At 69.6% G+C, this 19840-nt stretch carries 15 protein-coding genes and 2 tRNA genes; 13 read left to right on the forward strand and 4 right to left on the reverse strand.

From position 1 onward, the window contains the following. Nucleotides 1-930: 930 nt before the first annotated feature. The 9 genes from dnaN to ACIRJR_RS02545 all read left to right on the forward strand — a co-directional run bounded on the left by dnaN (nt 931) and on the right by ACIRJR_RS02545 (nt 12024). Nucleotides 931-2061, forward strand: coding sequence for a DNA polymerase III subunit beta (dnaN, locus tag ACIRJR_RS02505; protein WP_073750679.1), 1131 nt, complete (start codon nt 931-933; stop codon nt 2059-2061). 145 nt (nt 2062-2206) lie between these two features. Next, nucleotides 2207-3085 carry a phosphogluconate dehydrogenase (NAD(+)-dependent, decarboxylating) gene (gene gnd, locus ACIRJR_RS02510; protein ID WP_124277886.1) on the forward strand — a complete coding sequence of 293 codons (879 nt, stop codon included), beginning with the start codon at nt 2207-2209 and terminating at the stop codon, nt 3083-3085. An 81-nt stretch (nt 3086-3166) separates the two neighbouring features. After that, a complete protein-coding gene (gene recF / locus ACIRJR_RS02515; RefSeq protein WP_403772602.1) occupies nt 3167-4297 on the forward strand; it encodes a DNA replication/repair protein RecF in 1131 nt (376 codons plus the stop codon). After that, nucleotides 4294-4854: a DUF721 domain-containing protein gene (locus ACIRJR_RS02520; protein ID WP_403772605.1), complete on the forward strand. Its 561-nt coding sequence runs from the start codon at nt 4294-4296 to the stop codon at nt 4852-4854. The genes recF and ACIRJR_RS02520 overlap by 4 nt, the downstream gene beginning before the upstream one ends. Before the next feature lie 402 nt (nt 4855-5256). Next, nucleotides 5257-7326: a DNA topoisomerase (ATP-hydrolyzing) subunit B gene (gene gyrB, locus ACIRJR_RS02525; RefSeq protein ID WP_403772608.1), complete on the forward strand. Its 2070-nt coding sequence runs from the start codon at nt 5257-5259 to the stop codon at nt 7324-7326. Between the two features lie 75 nt (nt 7327-7401). Beyond that, the gene (gyrA, locus tag ACIRJR_RS02530; protein ID WP_403772610.1) at nt 7402-10029 is read left to right on the forward strand and encodes a DNA gyrase subunit A; all 2628 of its coding nucleotides are present in this window, start codon (nt 7402-7404) and stop codon (nt 10027-10029) included. A gap of 93 nt (nt 10030-10122) precedes the next feature. Continuing rightward, the gene (locus ACIRJR_RS02535) at nt 10123-10719 is read left to right on the forward strand and encodes a DUF3566 domain-containing protein (protein WP_403772613.1); all 597 of its coding nucleotides are present in this window, start codon (nt 10123-10125) and stop codon (nt 10717-10719) included. 71 nt (nt 10720-10790) lie between these two features. Next, a tRNA-Ile gene (locus tag ACIRJR_RS02540) sits at nt 10791-10864 on the forward strand. A gap of 179 nt (nt 10865-11043) precedes the next feature. Continuing rightward, nucleotides 11044-12024 (forward strand): hypothetical protein, encoded by a 981-nt coding sequence (locus ACIRJR_RS02545; protein WP_403772616.1) that lies wholly within the window; start codon nt 11044-11046, stop codon nt 12022-12024. A 223-nt stretch (nt 12025-12247) separates the two neighbouring features. Here the strand turns inward: ACIRJR_RS02545 and ACIRJR_RS02550 are convergent, their stop codons facing one another. After that, nucleotides 12248-12607: a DUF6344 domain-containing protein gene (locus ACIRJR_RS02550; protein WP_403772619.1), complete on the reverse strand. Its 360-nt coding sequence runs from the start codon at nt 12605-12607 to the stop codon at nt 12248-12250. Nucleotides 12608-12888: 281 nt separating this feature from the next. Between ACIRJR_RS02550 and ACIRJR_RS02555 the strand changes: the two genes are divergently transcribed. The 3 genes from ACIRJR_RS02555 to ACIRJR_RS02565 all read left to right on the forward strand — a co-directional run bounded on the left by ACIRJR_RS02555 (nt 12889) and on the right by ACIRJR_RS02565 (nt 16464). Next, nucleotides 12889-13023: a DLW-39 family protein gene (locus tag ACIRJR_RS02555; protein ID WP_003958712.1), complete on the forward strand. Its 135-nt coding sequence runs from the start codon at nt 12889-12891 to the stop codon at nt 13021-13023. A gap of 223 nt (nt 13024-13246) precedes the next feature. Further along, nucleotides 13247-15127, forward strand: a complete 1881-nt coding sequence (locus ACIRJR_RS02560) for a VWA domain-containing protein (RefSeq protein WP_403773778.1) — start codon at nt 13247-13249, stop codon at nt 15125-15127. Next, the gene (locus tag ACIRJR_RS02565) at nt 15124-16464 is read left to right on the forward strand and encodes a hypothetical protein (RefSeq protein WP_403772622.1); all 1341 of its coding nucleotides are present in this window, start codon (nt 15124-15126) and stop codon (nt 16462-16464) included. The genes ACIRJR_RS02560 and ACIRJR_RS02565 overlap by 4 nt, the downstream gene beginning before the upstream one ends. 5 nt (nt 16465-16469) lie before the next feature. On the opposite strand, the gene ACIRJR_RS02570 is transcribed toward ACIRJR_RS02565, so the two are convergent. Both ACIRJR_RS02570 and ACIRJR_RS02575 read right to left on the reverse strand, forming a co-directional pair. Next, nucleotides 16470-17909, reverse strand: a complete 1440-nt coding sequence (locus tag ACIRJR_RS02570) for a serine/threonine protein kinase (RefSeq protein ID WP_403772625.1) — start codon at nt 17907-17909, stop codon at nt 16470-16472. A gap of 103 nt (nt 17910-18012) precedes the next feature. Continuing rightward, complete coding sequence (locus ACIRJR_RS02575) at nt 18013-18561, reverse strand: DNA-binding protein (RefSeq protein ID WP_103760647.1); 549 nt, start codon at nt 18559-18561, stop codon at nt 18013-18015. Nucleotides 18562-18731: 170 nt separating this feature from the next. Here ACIRJR_RS02575 and ACIRJR_RS02580 point away from each other — a divergent pair. Then, a tRNA-Ala gene (locus tag ACIRJR_RS02580) sits at nt 18732-18804 on the forward strand. A 218-nt stretch (nt 18805-19022) separates the two neighbouring features. Here the strand turns inward: ACIRJR_RS02580 and ACIRJR_RS02585 are convergent. Next, complete coding sequence (locus ACIRJR_RS02585) at nt 19023-19748, reverse strand: DUF5324 family protein (RefSeq protein ID WP_403772628.1); 726 nt, start codon at nt 19746-19748, stop codon at nt 19023-19025. Nucleotides 19749-19840: the final 92 nt, after the last annotated feature.

The following is a 19840-nucleotide window of genomic DNA, read 5'->3' on the forward strand; positions in this document are numbered from 1 at the left end:
GCGGGGCGCCCTTCGTTCGTCCGGAGCCTCCGGGAGCGGCGCCAGGAGCGTTCCTGGGCACCGCTGAAAGGTGCGTCGAGGACGGCTCCAGGACGGTCCGGGGTCGAGTCCTGGCCCGGCACGGTCCTGAGGATCCGGCCCGCGAGAGGGCTGAGACCTCACGGAGTGTTCGAATACGCACCGCGTACAAGCCCTTCTCCACAGAAGAGTGAGGAAATCGGCGTCCACAGCCTGGGGACTGTGAAGTTGTCCAGATTGCGTCCACAGGCTCGACTGCCGATACTCCATCAGGCCAGGTCACATGCCTGGGGATTTGTGGTCAACCGTGATCCACAGCCTGTGGACAGAAAATTCGTCCACAGGGGCTCGCCCCTGTTGTCCACCGGCGGCCCACAGGCGGGCCGTGGTTGTCCCCAGCTTCTCCACACCCCTGTCCACTGTTCGGCAACCCGACACCGCCTTTCACTGCCCAGAGTGAAAGGCGTCACACGAGGAGGGTCGGTTGAGCTGTGGGGAACGTGGGTAAAGCTGGGGACAGCCCTGGGGAGAAGTCACCCCACCCTGTGCATCGGGTGTGCAGAACTTTCGTGTGTCCACAGAAACGTCTGGTTGTCCACCGGTTCCACCCACAGGGTCGGTGGACAAAAAACAGCATCTGACCTGCGCTGATGACGTTATCCACGGTTTCCACAGGGCCTACTACTACTACCACTCAGAGTTAGCCAGGAATCAGCTTCGAAGTGGGGCCTGTGCACAACTCGAGCGGCGACCTCGGCGAACCTCTCGGCTCGACTTGACCCCGAGCAGCAACGAGTGTCGGCGCCGTACGTCAGACTGGACCCCGGTGGTCTCCCCAGCCCCTCGGCAGGGAGCCCCAGTCAGACGACGAAGGCCGGCAGGGCGAGCGAGCAACAGCAGGAGGCGGTTCCGGTGAAGATCCGGGTGGAGCGCGATGTACTCGCGGAGGCGGTGGCCTGGGTGGCCCGCAGCCTCCCGGCCCGTCCGCCGGCGCCCGTTCTCGCAGGCCTTCTGCTGAAGGCTGAGGACGGAGCCCTCAGCTTCTCGAGCTTCGACTACGAGGTCTCGGCGAAGGTCTCCGTGGACGCGGAGATCGAGGAGGACGGCACGGTCCTCGTGTCCGGCCGGCTCCTCGCCGACATCTGCCGTGCGCTGCCGAACCGGCCCGTGGAGATCTCCACGGACGGTGTACGGGCGACGGTGGTCTGCGGTTCCTCGCGGTTCACGCTCCACACCCTCCCTGTGGAGGAGTACCCGGCGCTCCCGCAGATGCCGACGGCCACGGGCACCGTCCCCGGTGAGGTCTTCGCCTCCGCCGCCGCCCAGGTCGCCATCGCGGCCGGGCGGGACGACACCCTGCCCGTCCTGACCGGCGTCCGGATCGAGATCGAGGGCGACACCGTCACCCTCGCGTCGACCGACCGCTACCGCTTCGCGGTCCGTGAGTTCCTCTGGAAGCCGGAGAACCCCGACGCCTCGGCCGTGGCCCTGGTGCCCGCCAAGACCCTTCTGGACACCGCCAAGGCTCTGACCAGTGGCGACACGGTGACACTGGCGCTGTCCGGCTCGGGCGCGGGTGAGGGCCTCATCGGTTTCGAGGGCGCCGGCCGCCGTACGACCACCCGGCTGCTCGAGGGCGACCTCCCGAAGTACCGGACGCTCTTCCCGACCGAGTTCAACTCGGTCGCGGTCATCGAGACCGCTCCGTTCGTCGAGGCCGTCAAGCGCGTGGCCCTCGTCGCCGAGCGGAACACCCCGGTGCGGCTCAGCTTCGAGCAGGGCGTCCTGATCCTGGAAGCCGGTTCCAGCGACGACGCACAGGCTGTGGAGCGCGTCGACGCCGTGCTCGAGGGCGACGACATCTCCATCGCCTTCAACCCGACGTTCCTGCTGGACGGGCTGAGCGCGATCGACTCCCCGGTCGCCCAGCTCTCCTTCACGACCTCGACCAAGCCGGCCCTGCTCAGCGGGCGCCCGGCCGTCGACGCCGAGGCGAACGACGCGTACAAGTACCTGATCATGCCGGTCCGCCTCTCCGGCTGATCCGGCGGTCGCCCCTGTCATGGCAGTCTCCGGCGGGCAGGCTCAGCGCAGAGCGGGCCCACCGTGCTGCACCCCGCCGGGCTGCCCCGGCCGGGCGTAGGCTCGGTCCTGGGTACGAATCGGCACAACGCAAAAGGAATCTCTGATGGAGCTCGGTCTCGTCGGCCTCGGCAAGATGGGCGGCAACATGCGCGAGCGCATCCGCCGCGCAGGCCACACGGTCATCGGTTACGACCGCAACCCGGACGTCGCCGATGTCCACAGCCTCGAGGAGCTTGTGGGCAAGCTCAAGGGCCCGCGCGTCGTGTGGGTGATGGTCCCGGCGGGTGCCGCGACCCAGTCGACCATCGACGAGCTGGCCGACCTGCTGTCCCCGGGCGACGTGGTCGTGGACGGCGGCAACTCGCGCTGGACCGACGACGAGAAGCACGCCGTCGAGCTGGGCATCAAGGACATCGGCTTCGTCGACTGCGGAGTCTCCGGCGGTGTCTGGGGCCTGGAGAACGGCTACGCCCTGATGTACGGCGGCACCGAGGAGAACGTCGCCAAGGTCCAGCCGGTCTTCGACGCGCTGAAGCCCGAGGGTGACTTCGGTTCCGTCCACGCGGGCAAGGTCGGCGCCGGTCACTTCGCCAAGATGGTCCACAACGGCATCGAGTACGCCATGATGCAGGCCTACGCCGAGGGCTGGGAGCTCCTGGAGAAGGTCGACTCCGTCACCGACGTGCGCGAGGTCTTCCGCTCCTGGCAGGAGGGCACGGTCATCCGTTCCTGGCTGCTCGACCTCGCCGTCAACGCGCTGGACGACGACGAGCACCTCGACCAGCTCCGTGGCTTCGCCGCCGACTCCGGTGAGGGCCGGTGGACGGTCGAGGCCGCCATCGACAACGCGGTGCCGCTGCCCGCGATCACCGCGTCCCTGTTCGCGCGCTTCGCCTCGCGGCAGGACGACTCGCCGCAGATGAAGATGATCGCCGCACTGCGCAACCAGTTCGGCGGCCACGCGGTCGAGAACAAGAAGTAGCCCGCAGGAAGCAGCCGCGGGCAGTGGACAGCCCGCGGCACAGCGGTACACAGCAGAGCGCAGTCGGAAAGGTCGGCGACCATGCACGTCACGCATCTCTCGCTGGCCGACTTCCGCTCGTACGCCCGGGTCGAGGTTCCTCTCGACCCGGGCGTCACCGCGTTCGTGGGGGCCAACGGCCAGGGCAAGACCAATCTGGTGGAGGCCGTCGGCTATCTCGCGACGCTGGGCAGCCACCGTGTGTCGTCCGACGCCCCCCTGGTGCGGATGGGCGCGGAGCGCGCCGTCGTACGGGCGGCGGTCACTCAGGGCGAGCGGTCGCAGCTGATCGAGCTCGAGCTGAATCCGGGGCGCGCCAACCGGGCCCGCATCAACCGGTCGTCGCAGGTCAGGCCACGTGACGTCCTCGGGATAGTGAGGACGGTGCTTTTCGCCCCGGAGGACCTGGCCCTGGTGAAGGGCGACCCGGGTGAGCGCCGGCGCTTCCTGGACGAGCTGATCACGGCGCGCTCCCCCCGCATGGCCGGGGTCCGCTCCGACTACGAACGGGTGCTGAAGCAGCGCAACACCCTGCTGAAGTCCGCGGCGATGGCCCGCAGGCACGGCGGCCGTTCCATGGACATGTCCACCCTGGACGTGTGGGACCAGCACCTGGGACGTGTGGGGGCCGAGCTGCTGGCGCAGCGGCTCGACCTGATCGCCACCCTGCAGCCGCTGGCGGACAAGGCCTACGCGGACGTCGCCCCCGGCGGTGGGCCCGTGACTCTCGAGTACCGCAGCTCGGTCGGCACCGACGTGGAGCCGGCGCGCACCCGCGAGGAGCTGTACGAGCAGGTGATGGCGGCGCTGGTCCAGGCGCGTAAGCAGGAGATCGAGCGCGGGGTGACGCTCGTCGGCCCGCACCGTGACGACCTGGTGCTGGGGCTGCGCGGCATGCCGGCGAAGGGGTACGCGAGCCACGGTGAGTCCTGGTCGTACGCCCTGGCGCTGCGGCTGGCCTCCTACGATCTGCTCCGCACCGAGGGCAACGAGCCGGTGCTGGTGCTGGACGACGTGTTCGCCGAGCTGGACGCACGACGCCGTGAACGGCTGGCGGAGCTGGTGGCCCCCGGCGAGCAGGTGCTGGTGACGGCCGCGGTGGACGACGACGTCCCGGGTGTGCTGGCAGGAGCCCGGTACGCGGTGTCCGCCGGTGAGGTGGAGCGGCTGTGAGCGCACAGGAGGACAAGGGCGGATCCACGCCCGGCCCGGCCAAGCAGCCGGAGGTGTCGGGTGTCGATCTGGCGCGGGTGGCACTGCGCGCGGCCAAGGAGCAGGCCCGCGCCCGGGGTGCGGCGGCGCAGCAGAAGAACCAGGCGCGGCGCGGTGGCGGCCTGAGGTCGGGCGCCCGTTCCGACGGCCGGGATCCGCTGCCCCTGGGTTCGGCGGTCAACCGCTTGATCACCGAGCGTGGCTGGGAGACTCCGGCGGCCGTCGGTGGCGTGATGGGCCGCTGGCCGCAGATCGTCGGTGACGATCTGGCCAATCACTGCGTCCCTGTGCGGTACGACGAGGACCCGTCCGAGCGGGTCCTGACCGTGCAGTGCGATTCGACGGCGTGGGCGACGCAGTTGCGGCTGCTGGCCCCGCAGCTGGTGGCCAGGCTGAACACCGATCTCGGCCATGGCACCGTGCGCATGATCAAGGTGCTCGGTCCGGGCGGGCCTCAGCGCAGATTCGGTCCACTCCGGACTCCAGGGAGCAAGGGCCCCGGCGACACCTACGGCTGAGCAGGGCTTTTCCCTCGCCGACGTGCTGGGGCCCCGTCCTGTGCCGGGAGGGGCGGAGAGCTGGAACATCCGCGTCTGCCCCGGTTTGCTCGCAGCCCGGCGTTTCCGTTCTGCACGGCTATGGGAGATTTTGCGTCACGTGGCGGGTGGGGAGCGTCCCTCACCGTAGCCGGAGGTTGACAGGCCGAAGCGCGCAATGCCCTCGTGAGCCCCCCGGGGGCCCTTCCCGAATATGGGGAGTCGTCAACCGCTCATTCAGGGCGGCACATGCGTACTCAGGCACCGGCAAACCCCCATTCATGTCAGCGCTACCGGTAGACTGGTGGACAATCCCGCTTCCTCGCGGGAGTCGTCGATACACGCCGAACGACGCAGCCGCTCCCGCGAGCCGGAGAACGGCCTGTGCTGTGCCAGAAAGGGCGCTTCGTGGCCGATTCCGGCAACCCCAACGAGAACATTCCGTCCACAGCCGGTGAGCACGGCGAGGTGACCGCCTCGTACGACGCCAGCGCGATCACCGTGCTCGAGGGCCTGGACGCGGTCCGCAAGCGACCCGGCATGTACATCGGGTCCACCGGTGAGCGCGGTCTCCACCACCTCGTGCAAGAGGTTGTCGACAACTCGGTCGACGAGGCGATGGCCGGGCACGCGGACACCATCGACGTCACGATCCTCGCCGACGGCGGGGTGCGCGTGGTCGACAACGGCCGCGGTATCCCGGTCGGCATCGTGCCGTCCGAGGGCAAGCCGGCCGTCGAGGTCGTGCTGACCGTCCTGCACGCGGGCGGAAAGTTCGGCGGTGGCGGTTACGCCGTCTCCGGCGGTCTCCACGGCGTCGGCGTGTCCGTCGTCAACGCCCTGTCCACACGGGTGGCGGTGGAGGTCAAGACGGACGGCTACCGCTGGACCCAGGACTACAAGCTCGGTGTCCCGACTGCTCCGCTGGCCCGTCACGAGGCCACCGAGGAGACCGGGACGACCGTCTCCTTCTGGGCCGACGGAGACGTCTTCGAGACCACCGACTACTCCTTCGAGACCCTCTCGCGCCGCTTCCAGGAGATGGCGTTCCTCAACAAGGGACTCACCCTCAAGCTCACCGACGAGCGCGAGTCGGCGAAGGCCACGGCGGGCGCCGACAGCGCCGAGGTGGTCGACGTACCGGAGGAGGAGCCGACCCGTACGGTCACGTACCACTACGAGAACGGCATCGTCGACTTCGTCAAGTACCTCAACTCCCGCAAGGGCGACCTCATCCACCAGTCGGTGATCGACATCGAGGCCGAGGACAAGGACAGGCTCCTCTCGGCCGAGATCGCCATGCAGTGGAACACGCAGTACACCGAGGGGGTCTACTCCTTCGCCAACGCGATCCACACACATGAGGGCGGTACGCACGAGGAGGGCTTCCGCGCCGCGCTGACCTCGCTGGTCAACCGCTACGCGCGCGACAAGAAGCTGCTGCGCGAGAAGGACGACAACCTCACCGGTGAGGACGTCCGCGAGGGTCTGACGGCGATCATCTCGGTGAAGCTGGGCGAGCCGCAGTTCGAAGGCCAGACGAAGACCAAGCTGGGCAACACCGAGGCGAAGACGTTCGTCCAGAAGGTCGTCCACGAGCAGCTGACGGACTGGTTCGACCGGAATCCCAACGAGGCCGCCGACATCATCCGCAAGGGCATCGCGGCGTCGACGGCCCGGGTCGCGGCCCGTAAGGCCCGTGACCTGACCCGTCGCAAGGGCCTCCTGGAGAGCGCCTCACTGCCCGGCAAGCTGAGCGACTGCCAGTCCAACGACCCGACGAAGTGCGAGATCTTCATCGTCGAGGGTGACTCCGCCGGTGGTTCGGCGAAGTCCGGCCGTAACCCGATGTACCAGGCCATCCTGCCGATCCGCGGCAAGATCCTGAACGTCGAGAAGGCCCGTATCGACAAGATCCTGCAGAACACCGAGGTCCAGGCGCTGATCTCGGCCTTCGGCACCGGGGTCCACGAGGACTTCGACATCGAGAAGCTCCGCTATCACAAGATCATCCTGATGGCGGACGCCGATGTCGACGGCCAGCACATCAACACCCTGTTGCTGACCTTCCTGTTCCGCTTCATGCGGCCGCTGGTCGAGTCCGGGCACGTGTACCTCTCACGCCCGCCGCTCTACAAGATCAAGTGGGGCCGGGACGACTTCGAGTACGCGTACTCGGACCGTGAGCGCGACGCCCTGGTGGCTCTCGGCAAGCAGAACGGCAAGCGCATCAAGGAAGACTCGATCCAGCGCTTCAAGGGTCTCGGCGAGATGAACGCCGAGGAGCTGCGTGTGACCACGATGGACGTCGACCACCGTGTGCTGGGCCAGGTGACGCTGGACGACGCGGCGCAGGCCGACGACCTGTTCTCGGTGCTCATGGGCGAGGACGTCGAGGCGCGGCGCTCGTTCATCCAGCGCAACGCCAAGGACGTCCGCTTCCTCGACATCTGAGTCGGCCGTACAAGGAGGAGGTCCGGCGAGTGGCCGGGCCCTCCAAGCCGTAGCGCGAAAGGACTTTGACCAGCAATGGCCGACGAGAACACCCCTGTGATGCCCGAAGAGGAGCCCGCCGTCCCGGGCGTGGGCATGCGTGTCGAGCCCGTCGGGCTCGAGACGGAGATGCAGCGCTCCTACCTCGACTACGCGATGTCCGTCATCGTGTCGCGTGCGCTGCCCGACGTGAGGGACGGTCTGAAGCCCGTTCACCGCCGCGTGCTGTACGCGATGTACGACGGTGGCTACCGGCCCGAGAAGGGCTTCTACAAGTGCGCCCGCGTCGTCGGTGACGTCATGGGTACGTACCACCCGCACGGCGACTCCTCGATCTACGACGCGCTCGTGCGCCTGGCGCAGCACTGGTCGATGCGCATGCCGCTGGTGGACTCCAACGGCAACTTCGGCTCCCCGGGCAACGACCCGGCCGCGGCCATGCGGTACACCGAGTGCAAGATGATGCCGCTGTCCATGGAGATGGTCCGGGACATCGACGAGGAGACCGTCGACTTCCAGGACAACTACGACGGCCGCAACCAGGAGCCGACGGTTCTGCCGGCGCGTTTCCCGAACCTCCTGGTGAACGGTTCGGCGGGCATCGCGGTCGGTATGGCGACCAACATCCCGCCGCACAACCTGCGCGAGGTCGCCGCCGGTGCGCAGTGGTACCTGGAGCACCCGGAAGCCTCGCACGAGGAGCTCCTGGACGCCCTGATCGAGCGGATCAAGGGCCCGGACTTCCCGACCGGCGCGCTGGTCGTGGGCCGCAAGGGCATCGAGGAGGCGTACCGCACGGGCCGTGGCTCCATCACGATGCGCGCGGTCGTCGCGGTCGAGGAGATCCAGGGCCGTCAGTGCCTGGTCGTCACGGAGCTCCCGTACCAGACCAACCCCGACAACCTCGCGCAGAAGATCGCCGACCTCGTGAAGGACGGCAAGGTCGGCGGCATCGCGGACGTCCGTGACGAGACGTCCTCGCGCACGGGCCAGCGCCTGGTCGTCGTGCTCAAGCGGGACGCGGTCGCCAAGGTCGTCCTGAACAACCTGTACAAGCACACGGACCTCCAGACCAACTTCGGCGCCAACATGCTGGCGCTCGTCGACGGGGTCCCGCGCACGCTGTCGATCGACGCGTTCATCCGCCACTGGGTGACGCACCAGATCGAGGTCATCGTCCGGCGTACGAAGTTCCGGCTGCGGAAGGCCGAGGAGCGGGCGCACATCCTGCGCGGCCTCCTCAAGGCCCTGAACGCCATCGACGAGGTCATCGCTCTCATCCGGCGCAGCAACACGGTGGAGATCGCGCGCGAGGGCCTCATGGGCCTGCTGGAGATCGACGAACTCCAGGCGAACGCGATCCTGGAGATGCAGCTGCGGCGTCTTGCCGCGCTGGAGCACCAGAAGATCACCGCCGAGCACGACGAGCTCCAGGCGAAGATCAACGAGTACAACGAGATCCTCGCCTCCCCCGCGAAGCAGCGTTCGATCGTCAGCGAGGAACTGGCCTCGATCGTCGACAAGTTCGGTGACGACCGGCGCTCGAAGCTGGTGCCCTTCGACGGTGACATGTCGATCGAGGACCTCATCGCCGAGGAAGACATCGTCGTCACCATCTCGCGCGGCGGGTACGTCAAGCGGACCAAGACGGACGACTACCGCTCGCAGAAGCGCGGCGGCAAGGGCGTGCGCGGCACGAAGCTCAGGGAAGACGACATCGTCGACCACTTCTTCGTGTCGACGACGCACCACTGGCTGCTGTTCTTCACGAACAAGGGCCGTGTCTACCGGGCCAAGGCGTACGAGCTGCCGGACGCCGGCCGGGACGCGCGTGGCCAGCACGTGGCCAACCTCCTGGCGTTCCAGCCGGACGAGCAGATCGCGCAGATCCTGGCGATCCGTGACTACGAGGCGGCGCCCTACCTGATCCTGGCCACCAAGGGCGGCCTGGTGAAGAAGACGGCGCTCAAGGACTACGACTCGCCCCGCTCGGGCGGCGTCATCGCCATCAACCTGCGTGAGACGCAGGACGGCAGCGACGACGAGCTGATCGGCGCCGAGCTGGTGTCGGCCGAGGACGACCTGCTGCTCATCAGCAGGAAGGCCCAGTCGATCAGGTTCACCGCCACGGACGACGCGCTGCGTCCGATGGGCCGTGCGACCTCCGGCGTGAAGGGCATGAGTTTCCGCGAGGGCGACGAACTGCTCTCGATGAATGTCGTCCGGCCCGGTACGTTCGTGTTCACTGCCACCGACGGTGGGTACGCGAAGCGGACCGCTGTCGACGAGTACCGCGTCCAGGGCCGTGGCGGTCTGGGCATCAAGGCCGCCAAGATCGTCGAGGACCGGGGCTCGCTCGTCGGTGCGCTGGTGGTGGAGGAAGCGGACGAGATCCTCGCCATCACGCTCGGCGGTGGTGTGATTCGTACGCGAGTCAATGAAGTCAGGGAGACGGGCCGTGACACCATGGGCGTCCAACTGATCAATCTGGGCAAGCGCGATGCCGTCGTCGGTATCGCGCGCAACGCCGAGGCCGGTCGTGAGGCCGAAGAGGTCGACGGGACCGATGAAGCCGAAGGCGCCACGGTCGAGGCTCATGCCGAGAGCGTGGTCGAGGGCACGGCCGAGGGCACGGCGCCTTCGGCAGGGGAGCACGAGGAGTAGAGCGTGAGTGGAGCCACGGGCGCGGGTTCGGCCGCTTCCGAAGCCGGCGTGAACGGCGCCCGTGGCCCTGCCACGGACTCCCAAGGGGGCACTGTGACGGACACTCGGGGACCTCAGCCGCAGTACGAGGGGTACGCGACCGGGCCGTTGCCCGGCGAGCGGGAGCCCGCACCGGGTCAGGCTGGCCCCTACCACCCGCCCCAGGCGTACCAGTCGCCTGCGGGCGGTACGCAGGGCGGCGGCACCCAGGGCGGTGGGAAGGGCGCGGGCGGCGCGCAGGCGACGCGGCTGCCCCGCACGGGGGCGCGGACCACTCCGCGTACCCGCAAGGCGCGTCTGCGGGTGGCGAAGGCCGATCCGTGGTCGGTGATGAAGGTCAGTTTCCTGCTCTCCATCGCGCTCGGCATCTGCACGGTGGTCGCGGCAGCCGTCCTGTGGATGGTGATGGACGCCATGGGCGTCTTCTCCACCGTGGGCGGCACGATCAGCGAGGCCACCGGATCGAACGAGAGCAACGGCTTCGACCTGCAGTCGTTCCTGTCGCTCCCGCGCGTCCTCATCTTCACCTCGGTCATCGCGGTGATCGACGTGGTGCTGGCCACCGCGCTGGCGACGCTGGGCGCGTTCATCTACAACCTGTCGGCCGGCTTCGTGGGCGGTGTGGAGCTCACTCTCGCCGAGGACGAGTAGGGCGCCGGGTATCGATTTTGGGACTGGCCCCGACGTGCGCTAATCTTCAGAAGTCAGCGCAACAGCGCGGCGGGGCTATAGCTCAGTTGGTTAGAGCGCATCCCTGATAAGGATGAGGCCACAGGTTCAAATCCTGTTAGCCCCACCGAGGCCCAGTGCCTGGTCAGAAGGCCGGTAGATCCCCAGGATCTACCGGCCTTCTGCGTGCCGGATCGTGCAGGGGATGCCCGGGCGTGAGAGGGCCGGCGAGTTCACCGGCTCCGCGCACGGGCCGGTCACGAAATCGCAGCCCGTGGACCGGGTTCGGACTCTACTGTCCGGACCATGAACAAGGACGCTCAGCGGTTCTGGTACTCGTCGCAGAAGTGGATGGCCGCTGCATTCACGGCATTCTCCGACGGCCCCATGCTGCAGGACATGGCGGTCCATCACGCGGGCGTGGCGACCGAGCACCTTCTCAAGGCCTATCTGGCGAGCCTCCACCCCGCTCTGGTCGTGGAGGGCAGGGACTTCAGTTCGCTGCTCCATGCGACGGGCCTCGGGGCCCATGCCCCCGGGCCTCTCAGCCAGACCAAGACGATCGGTCTCGTCGAGTCCTACGTCCGGGTCTCGGGGCTCCTGAAGGGGACCATGCCCGTCTCCCGCCAGGAGCTGCTGCCGCTCGCCGACGCCCGTAACGGGGTCGCCCACGCGGCCTTCCACGACTCGGCGCAGGTCAACGCGGTCTTCACCACCTGTCTGCGCATAGCCGATCGGCTGCTCCCCGAACTGCCGCCCCTGGGGGACTTCTGGGGCCGCTACCTGGGGCTGCACGACAAGCTCCTCGACATACGTGTCGAGGCGGCGCGCGTCCAGCTGGAGGGGCGGCTCGCGAGGGCTCGGCAGGTCTTCGCGGAGCGCTACGGGCACTTCAGCGAAGAGGACCGCAGCCTGGTGCTGGCGGCGATCGCCAACGTCTCCTCGCCGGGGTACATCGACCACGACGAGCCCGCCACCTGCCCGGCCTGCTCGTCGCGGGGGTGGCTGGGTGGCGAGACTTCCGTTTCCGAGAGAACCGACACGGTTGTCATGACCCCCATCGTCTTCGACTGCCCCGCATGTGACCTGCACCTCGAGGTGGGGGAGCTGGGGATGCTGAAGGAGCCGTTCGCAGAGGAGATCGACCTGAAGGTGTCTCCGCGGGAGTTCTGGCCCGAGCACCCGGGAAGCCGGTTCCCGTACGGGGGCGGCCACCCGTACGACATGTTCACCGGGGACGAGGGAGTGGACGAGAATCTGGTGCTGGACACGTACCGGCTCCGGTGAGCGGGCTCCGCGCGGCTGCTGGAGTACCCCTCATCGGTGACGGTGGAGGGGCTGCGGCGTCCCGCTCGCGGCCGCGGGGCGAGGGGCTGCGGGGCGAGGGGCTGCGGCGTCCCGCTCGCGGCCGCGGGGCCGCCCGGCTCCGGTGTCCGGCGGTCGCAGGGCATGAAGAAGGCCCCCGCCGGTGTGGACCGGATCGGGGGCCTGGAGAGCGTGGGCGGCGGGCTCAGGGTGGCAGCGGGGAGGAGTCCCCGGCAGGTGAGGCGCCGTGGGCGGAGCGGGGGCTGTGGGTCGCGTGGGCCGCTTCGGTGGTGTCCGTGGCCGGCTGGCGGGTGGCCGGGGAGGAGCCGTGGGCCTCGGCGCGGATGCGCTGCTTCATCGTGGGTGGCAGCGCCCTGTCACGCGGAAGGGTCCAACGCACCGACGGCGTGGTCGCGGTTGCCGGCGTCACGCCCGTGTGCTCGTGGCTCGTGATCGTCGGCTCCGCGGCCGCGGCCTGGGCGGTGGCGAGGCCCAGCGACGCGAGAAGTGCGAAGAAGGCGGTGACGAAGGCGGTCCAGATGCTCTTGGCCCTGAAGGTGCTCATGGCCCCTCGCTTTCAGGTGGTCCGGTTTGCTTACCTTTCCGATGATGTGGATCCGGTGCCTGGAATCCGGGACCGACGCCCCCGGTGCGCCGATCTTCCGATGAACACCACTCTTATGGTTCAACCGGCTCGGAAAAGCTGCTTCAGGGGGTGCGAGGGGTCCTCGGGAGGGTCCGGAGCGGGCGGCGGCCGGGTTCCGGGGAGGTCACCGATCGGTATCGGCCGGTGTGTATAGTCGGGCGGCAGAAGTCCCTTACGTCAAGGAAAGACGAGGTCGCGCGGTGAAGAAGCTTCTCCTGGTCGCACTGGCCGCCATCGGCGGGCTCCTCGTGTACCGCCAGATCCAGGCGGATCGCGCCGAGCAGGATCTGTGGACGGAGGCGACCGACTCCGTGCCCGCAGGTTCAGGTGTGTGAGACGGAACAGTCTGCTACAAGCCCCGGTCGCCGAGCGGCCGGGGCTTCGTGCTGTCCGGGGCCCGCTGTTGCGTGACTGTGACGACCGGACCCTTGAGTTCACCTGAGCAAATCACTAGGTTGCTTGAGCAAAGCAGTCATGGTGCAGCGGGTGACCGAGGGGGATTTGGTGGGCGCACGGACGAGGGCGGGGACACACCGGCGTACGGCGAGAGCGGCGATCATGGCCGGCGGGGCGCTGTTCGCCCTGGTGGCGGGGGTGCTGCCCGCCGGTGCCTCCGGGGCGGGGGGCTTCGGCGCGGCCACCCGGGACGGCGCCGGCACGGGCGCCCTCGTCATGGTGCTCGACTCCTCGGGCTCCATGGGCGACGACGACGGCACGGGCCGGACCCGGATGGAGAGCGCCCGTACGGCCGTGGGTGCCGTGGTCGACGCGCTGCCCGACGGGCATCCGGCCGGCCTGCGCGTGTACGGCGCCGACCGGGCCCGGGGCTGCGCGGACACCCGGCTCGTCCGGCCGGTGGGCGCGCTGGACCGGCCCGCCATGAAGAAGGCCGTCGCGGACCTGCAGCCCCGTGGGGACACCCCGATCGGGATGTCCCTGCGGAAGGCCTCCGAGGACCTCCCGGCGCCGTCGGGCGGTGCTGTCGGGACGCGGACGATCCTGCTGATCTCCGACGGCGAGGACAACTGCGGTTCGCCGGCGCCCTGCGAGGTCGCCGAACAGCTCGGCAGGGACGGCGTCGGGCTGCGGATCGACACGGTGGGCTTCCAGGTCGAGGGTGCGGCCCGGGAGCAGCTGGAGTGCATCGCGGAGGCGGGCAACGGGCGCTACTACGACGCACCGGACGCCGAAGCCCTCGCCCGGCAGCTGCAGAGGTCCGCGCAACTGTCCGCCGACGGCTACCGGTTGGAGGGTGACAGGATCGGCGGAGGGGCCACCGCGGACGCGGCACCCTCCATGGCCCCCGGCCAGTACCTGGACAGCATCGGCCCCGGCGAGAAGAGGTACTACGCCGTCACCCTCGACGCCGCCTCCACGGCGGACTTCGCGGCCACGGCGGTTCCGCAGCCCGGTGCGGCCGTCGACAGCCTCGACGCCCTGAGCACCCGGCTGGTCCGCGGCGACGGCGACGTGGTCTGCGAGTCCGACACCACGCGCTTCCTCCAGCAGGAGGGAGCCACTCCGCTCACCTCGGCCGTGTCCCGGATCCGATCGGAGGACGGCAACCGAAGCTGTGACGAGGCGGGCCCCTACTGGCTGGTGGCCGAGCGGCAGAGCAAGAAGGGTTCCGACAGGGCCCGTTGGCCCCTCGAGCTGCTGTACGGCGTGGAGAGGCCGCTGCCCGACGGGGTCACGCCCGCGCAGTCCCGACCGGAGTACGGGAAAGGCGGCGAACAGGCAGCGTTGCCGACGGGGGACCCGCGTGAGGTGCGGGGCGGCACCGGTTTCAACGACGCCGAGGAGATCGGCCGGGGTGTGTGGCGGGACAGGATCCTCCCCTCACAGACCCTCTGGTACAAGGTCCCGGCCGGCTGGGGCCAGCAGGTGCGCTACGACGTGGAGTTCGCCAACGAGCCCACGGTGGAGGGCGGGTCCACCACCGCGTCGTACGGTGGCACGCAGCTGTTCACTCCGGCGCGCTTCCCGGTCCCAGGCGCGGGCGGGTTCCGTCCGACGGCGATGTACGTCGGGAGGCCCGCGGCGCTGCGGATGGGGTCGGTCCCCGTCGCGTGGACCAACCGCTACGAGTCTCGGGCCGCGGTCCGGCCCGTGCACGCCGGAGGCGACTTCTACATCGCGGTGACCCTCGGGGCGGAGGCGGCCGAGATCGCCGAGAACCCGCGGATCGGGGTGGTCCTGCGGGTGGCGGTCCTCGGCAGCGAGCTGACCGGCCCCCAGCACGGAGCTCCAGCGGCGGCCGAAGCACGTCGTGACGGCAGGACGACGGGGGCCGCAGACACCGGTGGTACGGGCGGGGCAGGATGGACCGGCATCGCGGTGGCTGCCGCAGCGGGCGCCGCGGTCGCTCTGATCGCCGGTCTCCTGCTCGTACGCAGCCGGCGCGGGGCAAGCACGCAGACGACGAGGGGAAGCGCGTGAACAGGGAGCGCAACAGGGGCCGGGTGACGCTCGCGACGCTCGCGGCGGTGTGTGCGGTGGCGGCGCTGCCGGGGCAGGCACACGCGGCCGACGGCCCCGCGGCGTACGCCTTCGATCCGGCCGCGGCATCGGTCCAGGGCACGGAGACGAACGCCGACGCGCCGGAGCTGAAGCCCGGGGCGGTCTACCGGAGCTCCATCAAGAACGGTCAGAAGCTGTACTACCGCCTGGAGCTGGACTCCACGACGGACGCCTACGTCTCCGCCGTGGCCGTGCCGAAGACCGGCGGAAAGGTCGCCTACGGGGACGGCATCACCGTCAGCATGCGGGACCTCGACGACACCCGGTGCAGCTCGGAGCAGGCCGCGTTCGGGTCGGCGGAGTTCCCGCGTCCGATCGCCGCCTACGCCCACCGGACCGTGGAGAAGGGCAGCACCACCTGTAAGGCGGGCGGTACGTACAACGTCCTGATCGAGCGGGAGAGCAAGGCGACCTCCTCCCCCGACGCCTGGGAACTGGAGCTGCGCTACGAGGCCGAACCCGCGGTGAAGGACGCCGACGCGCTGCCGACCGGGGCCCCGGAGGACTGGTCCTCGGCCTCACCGGTGCCGCCCGCCGGCAGGCAGGAGAGGTCCGGCGGAAGCGGCTTCCACGAGGCCGCGAGCCTGGAGTCGGGTGAGTGGGGGGACAAGATCGCGCCGGGACAGACCCGCTTCTACCGGGTGCCCGTGGACTGGGGGCAGCAGATCTTCGCCACGGCCGTGCTGAGCAACAGCAAGAAGTCGACGGAATACCTCGGCAACGCCTTGGCGCTGGCGCTGGACAACCCGGCCCACGGGCATGTCGACGACGCGACCCTCTCGTACTCCGGCGCGTCCAACTCGGTGGCACTGGACCCGCTGCCCCCGGTGGCGTACGAGAACCGCCACGACTCGGCGACGGACGTCAGCGCCATGCGCTTCGCGGGCTGGTACTACCTGTCGGTGACCCTCTCACCGAAGGTCGCCGAGCATTACGGGGACGAGGCCCTCGGGCTGACGCTCAAGGTGAAGGTCGTCAACGACAGCGAGCCGTCGCCCTACGAGGGGGATGCCGGGATCTTCGCGGTCACCGACGACGACAGGGACCTGGCAAGGAGCGGTAAGAGCGCTGCCGAAGCCGGTGAGAGCGACACGATGAGGATGGTGGCCGCGGCAGGGATCGGTGCGGGGTCCGTGCTGGTGCTGGGACTCGGCGCGTGGACCCTGCTCGCACGGCGCCGTGCCACCCCCACCGCCGTACCGCCGGGCGCCGCGGGCGGGCAGCCGCCGGTCGGGGTCCCACCGCGGGCCCGGTAGGGCGTTCAGGCCTGGGTGAGCGCCCAGATGCCCACGGCGAAGCAGATCAGCGCCACCACCAGCACCGGGACCGTCACCTTCGGGGACGGTCCCGGCCGCTTCGCCGGGGAAGAACGCACCCGCGCGGCGTCGTTCCGGGGTTCCTGCGGGTGCTCAGCGGTGTAGGCGCGGGTGGGCGCGGTCCCGTACGGCGCGGCGTCCGTCACGGCCTGGGCGAGATCCTGGGCGGCTCCGTTGGCGTAGGGGGACGCGATGTGTGCCGGGAGCGGGCCGGACGGCTGTGCCACGTGTGGGAGGGGCGCGGGGTGCTGCGGGGGCGGGGCCAGATGGAAGCTGCCGGTCTCCGACATCGATGAGGGCGGGGCGTACTGCTCGTGGCCCGGGCCCGGCTGGGGTGCCGGACTCTGCGATGCGTACGGCTGCTGTGCCGGACTCTGAGATGCGTGCGGCTGGGGCGAAGGGATCCGCGGTGGGTACGCCTGCTGGGCCGGCTGATGCACGGGCGAGGCGCCCTCGACGGACTGGGCGGGCCTTCCCGAAGCGCTGACCGGCGCTTCGGGGACATCGGGGCCGTCGGGGCCGAATCCTGCGGGCAGGGGACCGATCTGGTCGAACACCTCGACCGATTCGTCGTCGTCCGGCCCGGCGTCCGGCAGCATCTCGACCGCGTTGGTCAACGCCTTGCGCGCGCCGGTGGCCGTACGGAATCGGGCGTGCGGATCCGGCTGCAGCAGGCCGGCGATGACCTGCCACAGGGGCTCCGGAACACCCTGGGGAGCGCTCGGGGTGCCGTGGGCGGCGAAGTACTCGATCAACGCCTTGGAGTCCGGCTTCTTGCCCTGGAGGAGGTAGAGCGCGACGAGGCCGACGGCGAACAGGTCCGCCGGGAAGTCGGGCTCCGCTCCCATCATCTGCTCGGGCGCGAAGTAACCGGGCGTGCCCACGACGTAGTTGGTCTCGGTCAGTCGGGGCTCGCCCTTGCGCATCGAGATGCCGAAGTCGGAGAGCCGCAGGTGCGGACGGCCCGTACCGGTGGCCTCCATCAGGATGTTGGCAGGTTTGATGTCACGGTGAACGACCCCCTCGGCGTGCACCGTGGACAGTCCGGACAGCAGCTGGTCGAGCAGTAGACAGACGAATCGCGGTGGCAGCGGACCGTAGTCGCCGATGACGTGGGCCAGCGAACCACCGCTGACCAGGTCCATCGTGAACAGGACCTTGTCGTCGTCGGCGGCCCAGCTGGCCGGTGCGAGGACGTGCGGATGCTCGATCCGCAGCGCCTGCTCGCGGACGAAGCGCAGCAGGGTGTGCGCGTCGCTCTGCTGCAGGACCTTGGCCGCCACATAGCGGCGGCGCCGGTGGTCCCACGCGCGCCAGACGGCGCCGACCCCACCACGTCCGATCGGATCGATCAGCTCGTACCGACCAGCGAAGACCTCACCCATTGCGCTGCGCCCCGCTCCCGTTCCCGTTTCGGTTCGTGCCCCGGCTGTCGGGATACTGCCACGGCTCCACAGCCCCGGGGCCGCCCCGGGGCCGGGGTCCGTCCTAGCTCTGGTGTCCTTCGTAGTGCGCGACCGCGTCCGCGGTGCGCCCCGCTCCGTACACCCGGAGGAACTCTGCCAGTTCGGGGTGGGCCGGGGCGAGGGAGTCGGCGGCATCGATGATGTCGCCGGCTGCCGCGACCGACCGCAGGAGCGACTGGATCTCGCGGACCACGCGCCGCACCGTGGGGGCACCGCCGGTGGTCGAGGTCTGACCGGTGTTGGTCAGGACCGAACCGCCCTGCGACTTCTTGATCTCCTCCATCCGGTCGGTGGCCTCTCCCGCGCTGACGCTGCCGTCCGCCACCTGGCTGGCCAGCTCCTGCAGGGCCTGGACCCGCTGGACGACCGCGGGATTGCCGATCTTGGCCCGCTGTCCGCTCATCAGCTGGGACAGCATGGGCGCGGACAGCCCGAGCACCGCCGCGAGGCGTGCCTGGTTGAGGCCGAGGTCATCGATCAGCCTGCGGAAGAGCGCCCCCAGCGGCTCTCCGTACCAGCTGCGCTGGAGCTCCCGGGCTCTAGCCGTCGCCTCTTGCTGCGCTGCGTCCATTGCGTCTCCCCTTCGCTGCGGCTTCGCTGCTGCGAACCTTGTCGTGCATCTTACGGAGAGCGGTTGCGGGCCGGGAGTCCCAATCCTTTTGCAGGATTCGGGGGGTCACCCGGTACTCTGTTCTGCGACGGACGTCGCGGCATGGATGTGTCCCACGGTGTCCGGTTTTCGGGGCCTTAGCTCAGTTGGTAGAGCGCTGCCTTTGCAAGGCAGATGTCAGGAGTTCGAATCTCCTAGGCTCCACAGCAGAACGCCCCTGGCCTGTGTTCCATAAGGTCAGGGGCGTTTTGTGTGTCAGGGGGCGGGCGGGGCCGGGAGATGTCCCGGCCCCGCTGGTGACGTACAGCTGGGTGTCGTCGACCCTCCCGAGGCCGGCGACGACGGGGTCACGGAAAGAGGGGCGCCGGAAGACCCTGAGGTCTTCCGGCGCCCCTCGTGGGCGTCGTTCCCGGCGGACCGGGTCAGCGCTTGTCGTCGCGGTCGGTGCCGTCCACCGGGTCCGGTCCGGCTTCCGCCTCGTCCTGCTTGGCGCGGACCTCCGGGTCGAGCACCGTCCGGCCACTGCCGTCGACCGAAGTGAGCGGCGCGCGGTCGTCGGCCACCTCGGTGGGGGCCGGGGGCTCGACCAGCCAGTCCGGGTTGGCCTGCTTGTCCCACCACTTCCAGGCCGCGAACGCTCCACCGGCCAGGATGCCCAGGACCAGGAACCCCTTGGCCGCGCGCCCCGCCTTGGCCCGCCGCTCGTGCTTCCTGACGAGCTTCTGGATCTCCTTGGCCGTCACCTGGCCACGGAGTGCGGCCAGCGCGGCCGTGCTGCGGGCGGTGGCCTCCTCGGCCATGGGACGGCTCGCCGCCACGGCGTACTCGACGCGCGGCACGGTGTAGTCCGCCGCGGTGCGGGCGGCACTGCGCGTCCGGACGGCGGCCTTGTGCGCGGCCTCGTCGACCTTGGGCGGTACATGGGCCAGGGCCTGTTCGATACGTGGTGCGAGATGGGCGCCGTACTGGACGCGGGCCTGCGCGGCGGCCTTCGACACCTTGGGCGCGAGCCGCGCGCGGGCCTCCTGCGCGTAGTACGCGGCCTGTTCCTTGGCCGTGTCGGCGTAAGGCGCCACCACTTCCGCGGCGTGCTGCGCGCTGTCCTTCGCCGAGTAGGTTGCGGCGCGCACGCTGTCGATGCGGGTCACGGGATCCTCCTCCTTGGTGGCGGGTAGGTACTCCGCCTATCCACCCAATTCGAAATCATGCCCGCTGTGGCCTTCTGCGCCATGCGGGACGG

Origin of the sequence: Streptomyces sp. NPDC102402 (assembly GCF_044765765.1) — a bacterium.
GTDB lineage: Bacteria > Actinomycetota > Actinomycetes > Streptomycetales > Streptomycetaceae > Streptomyces.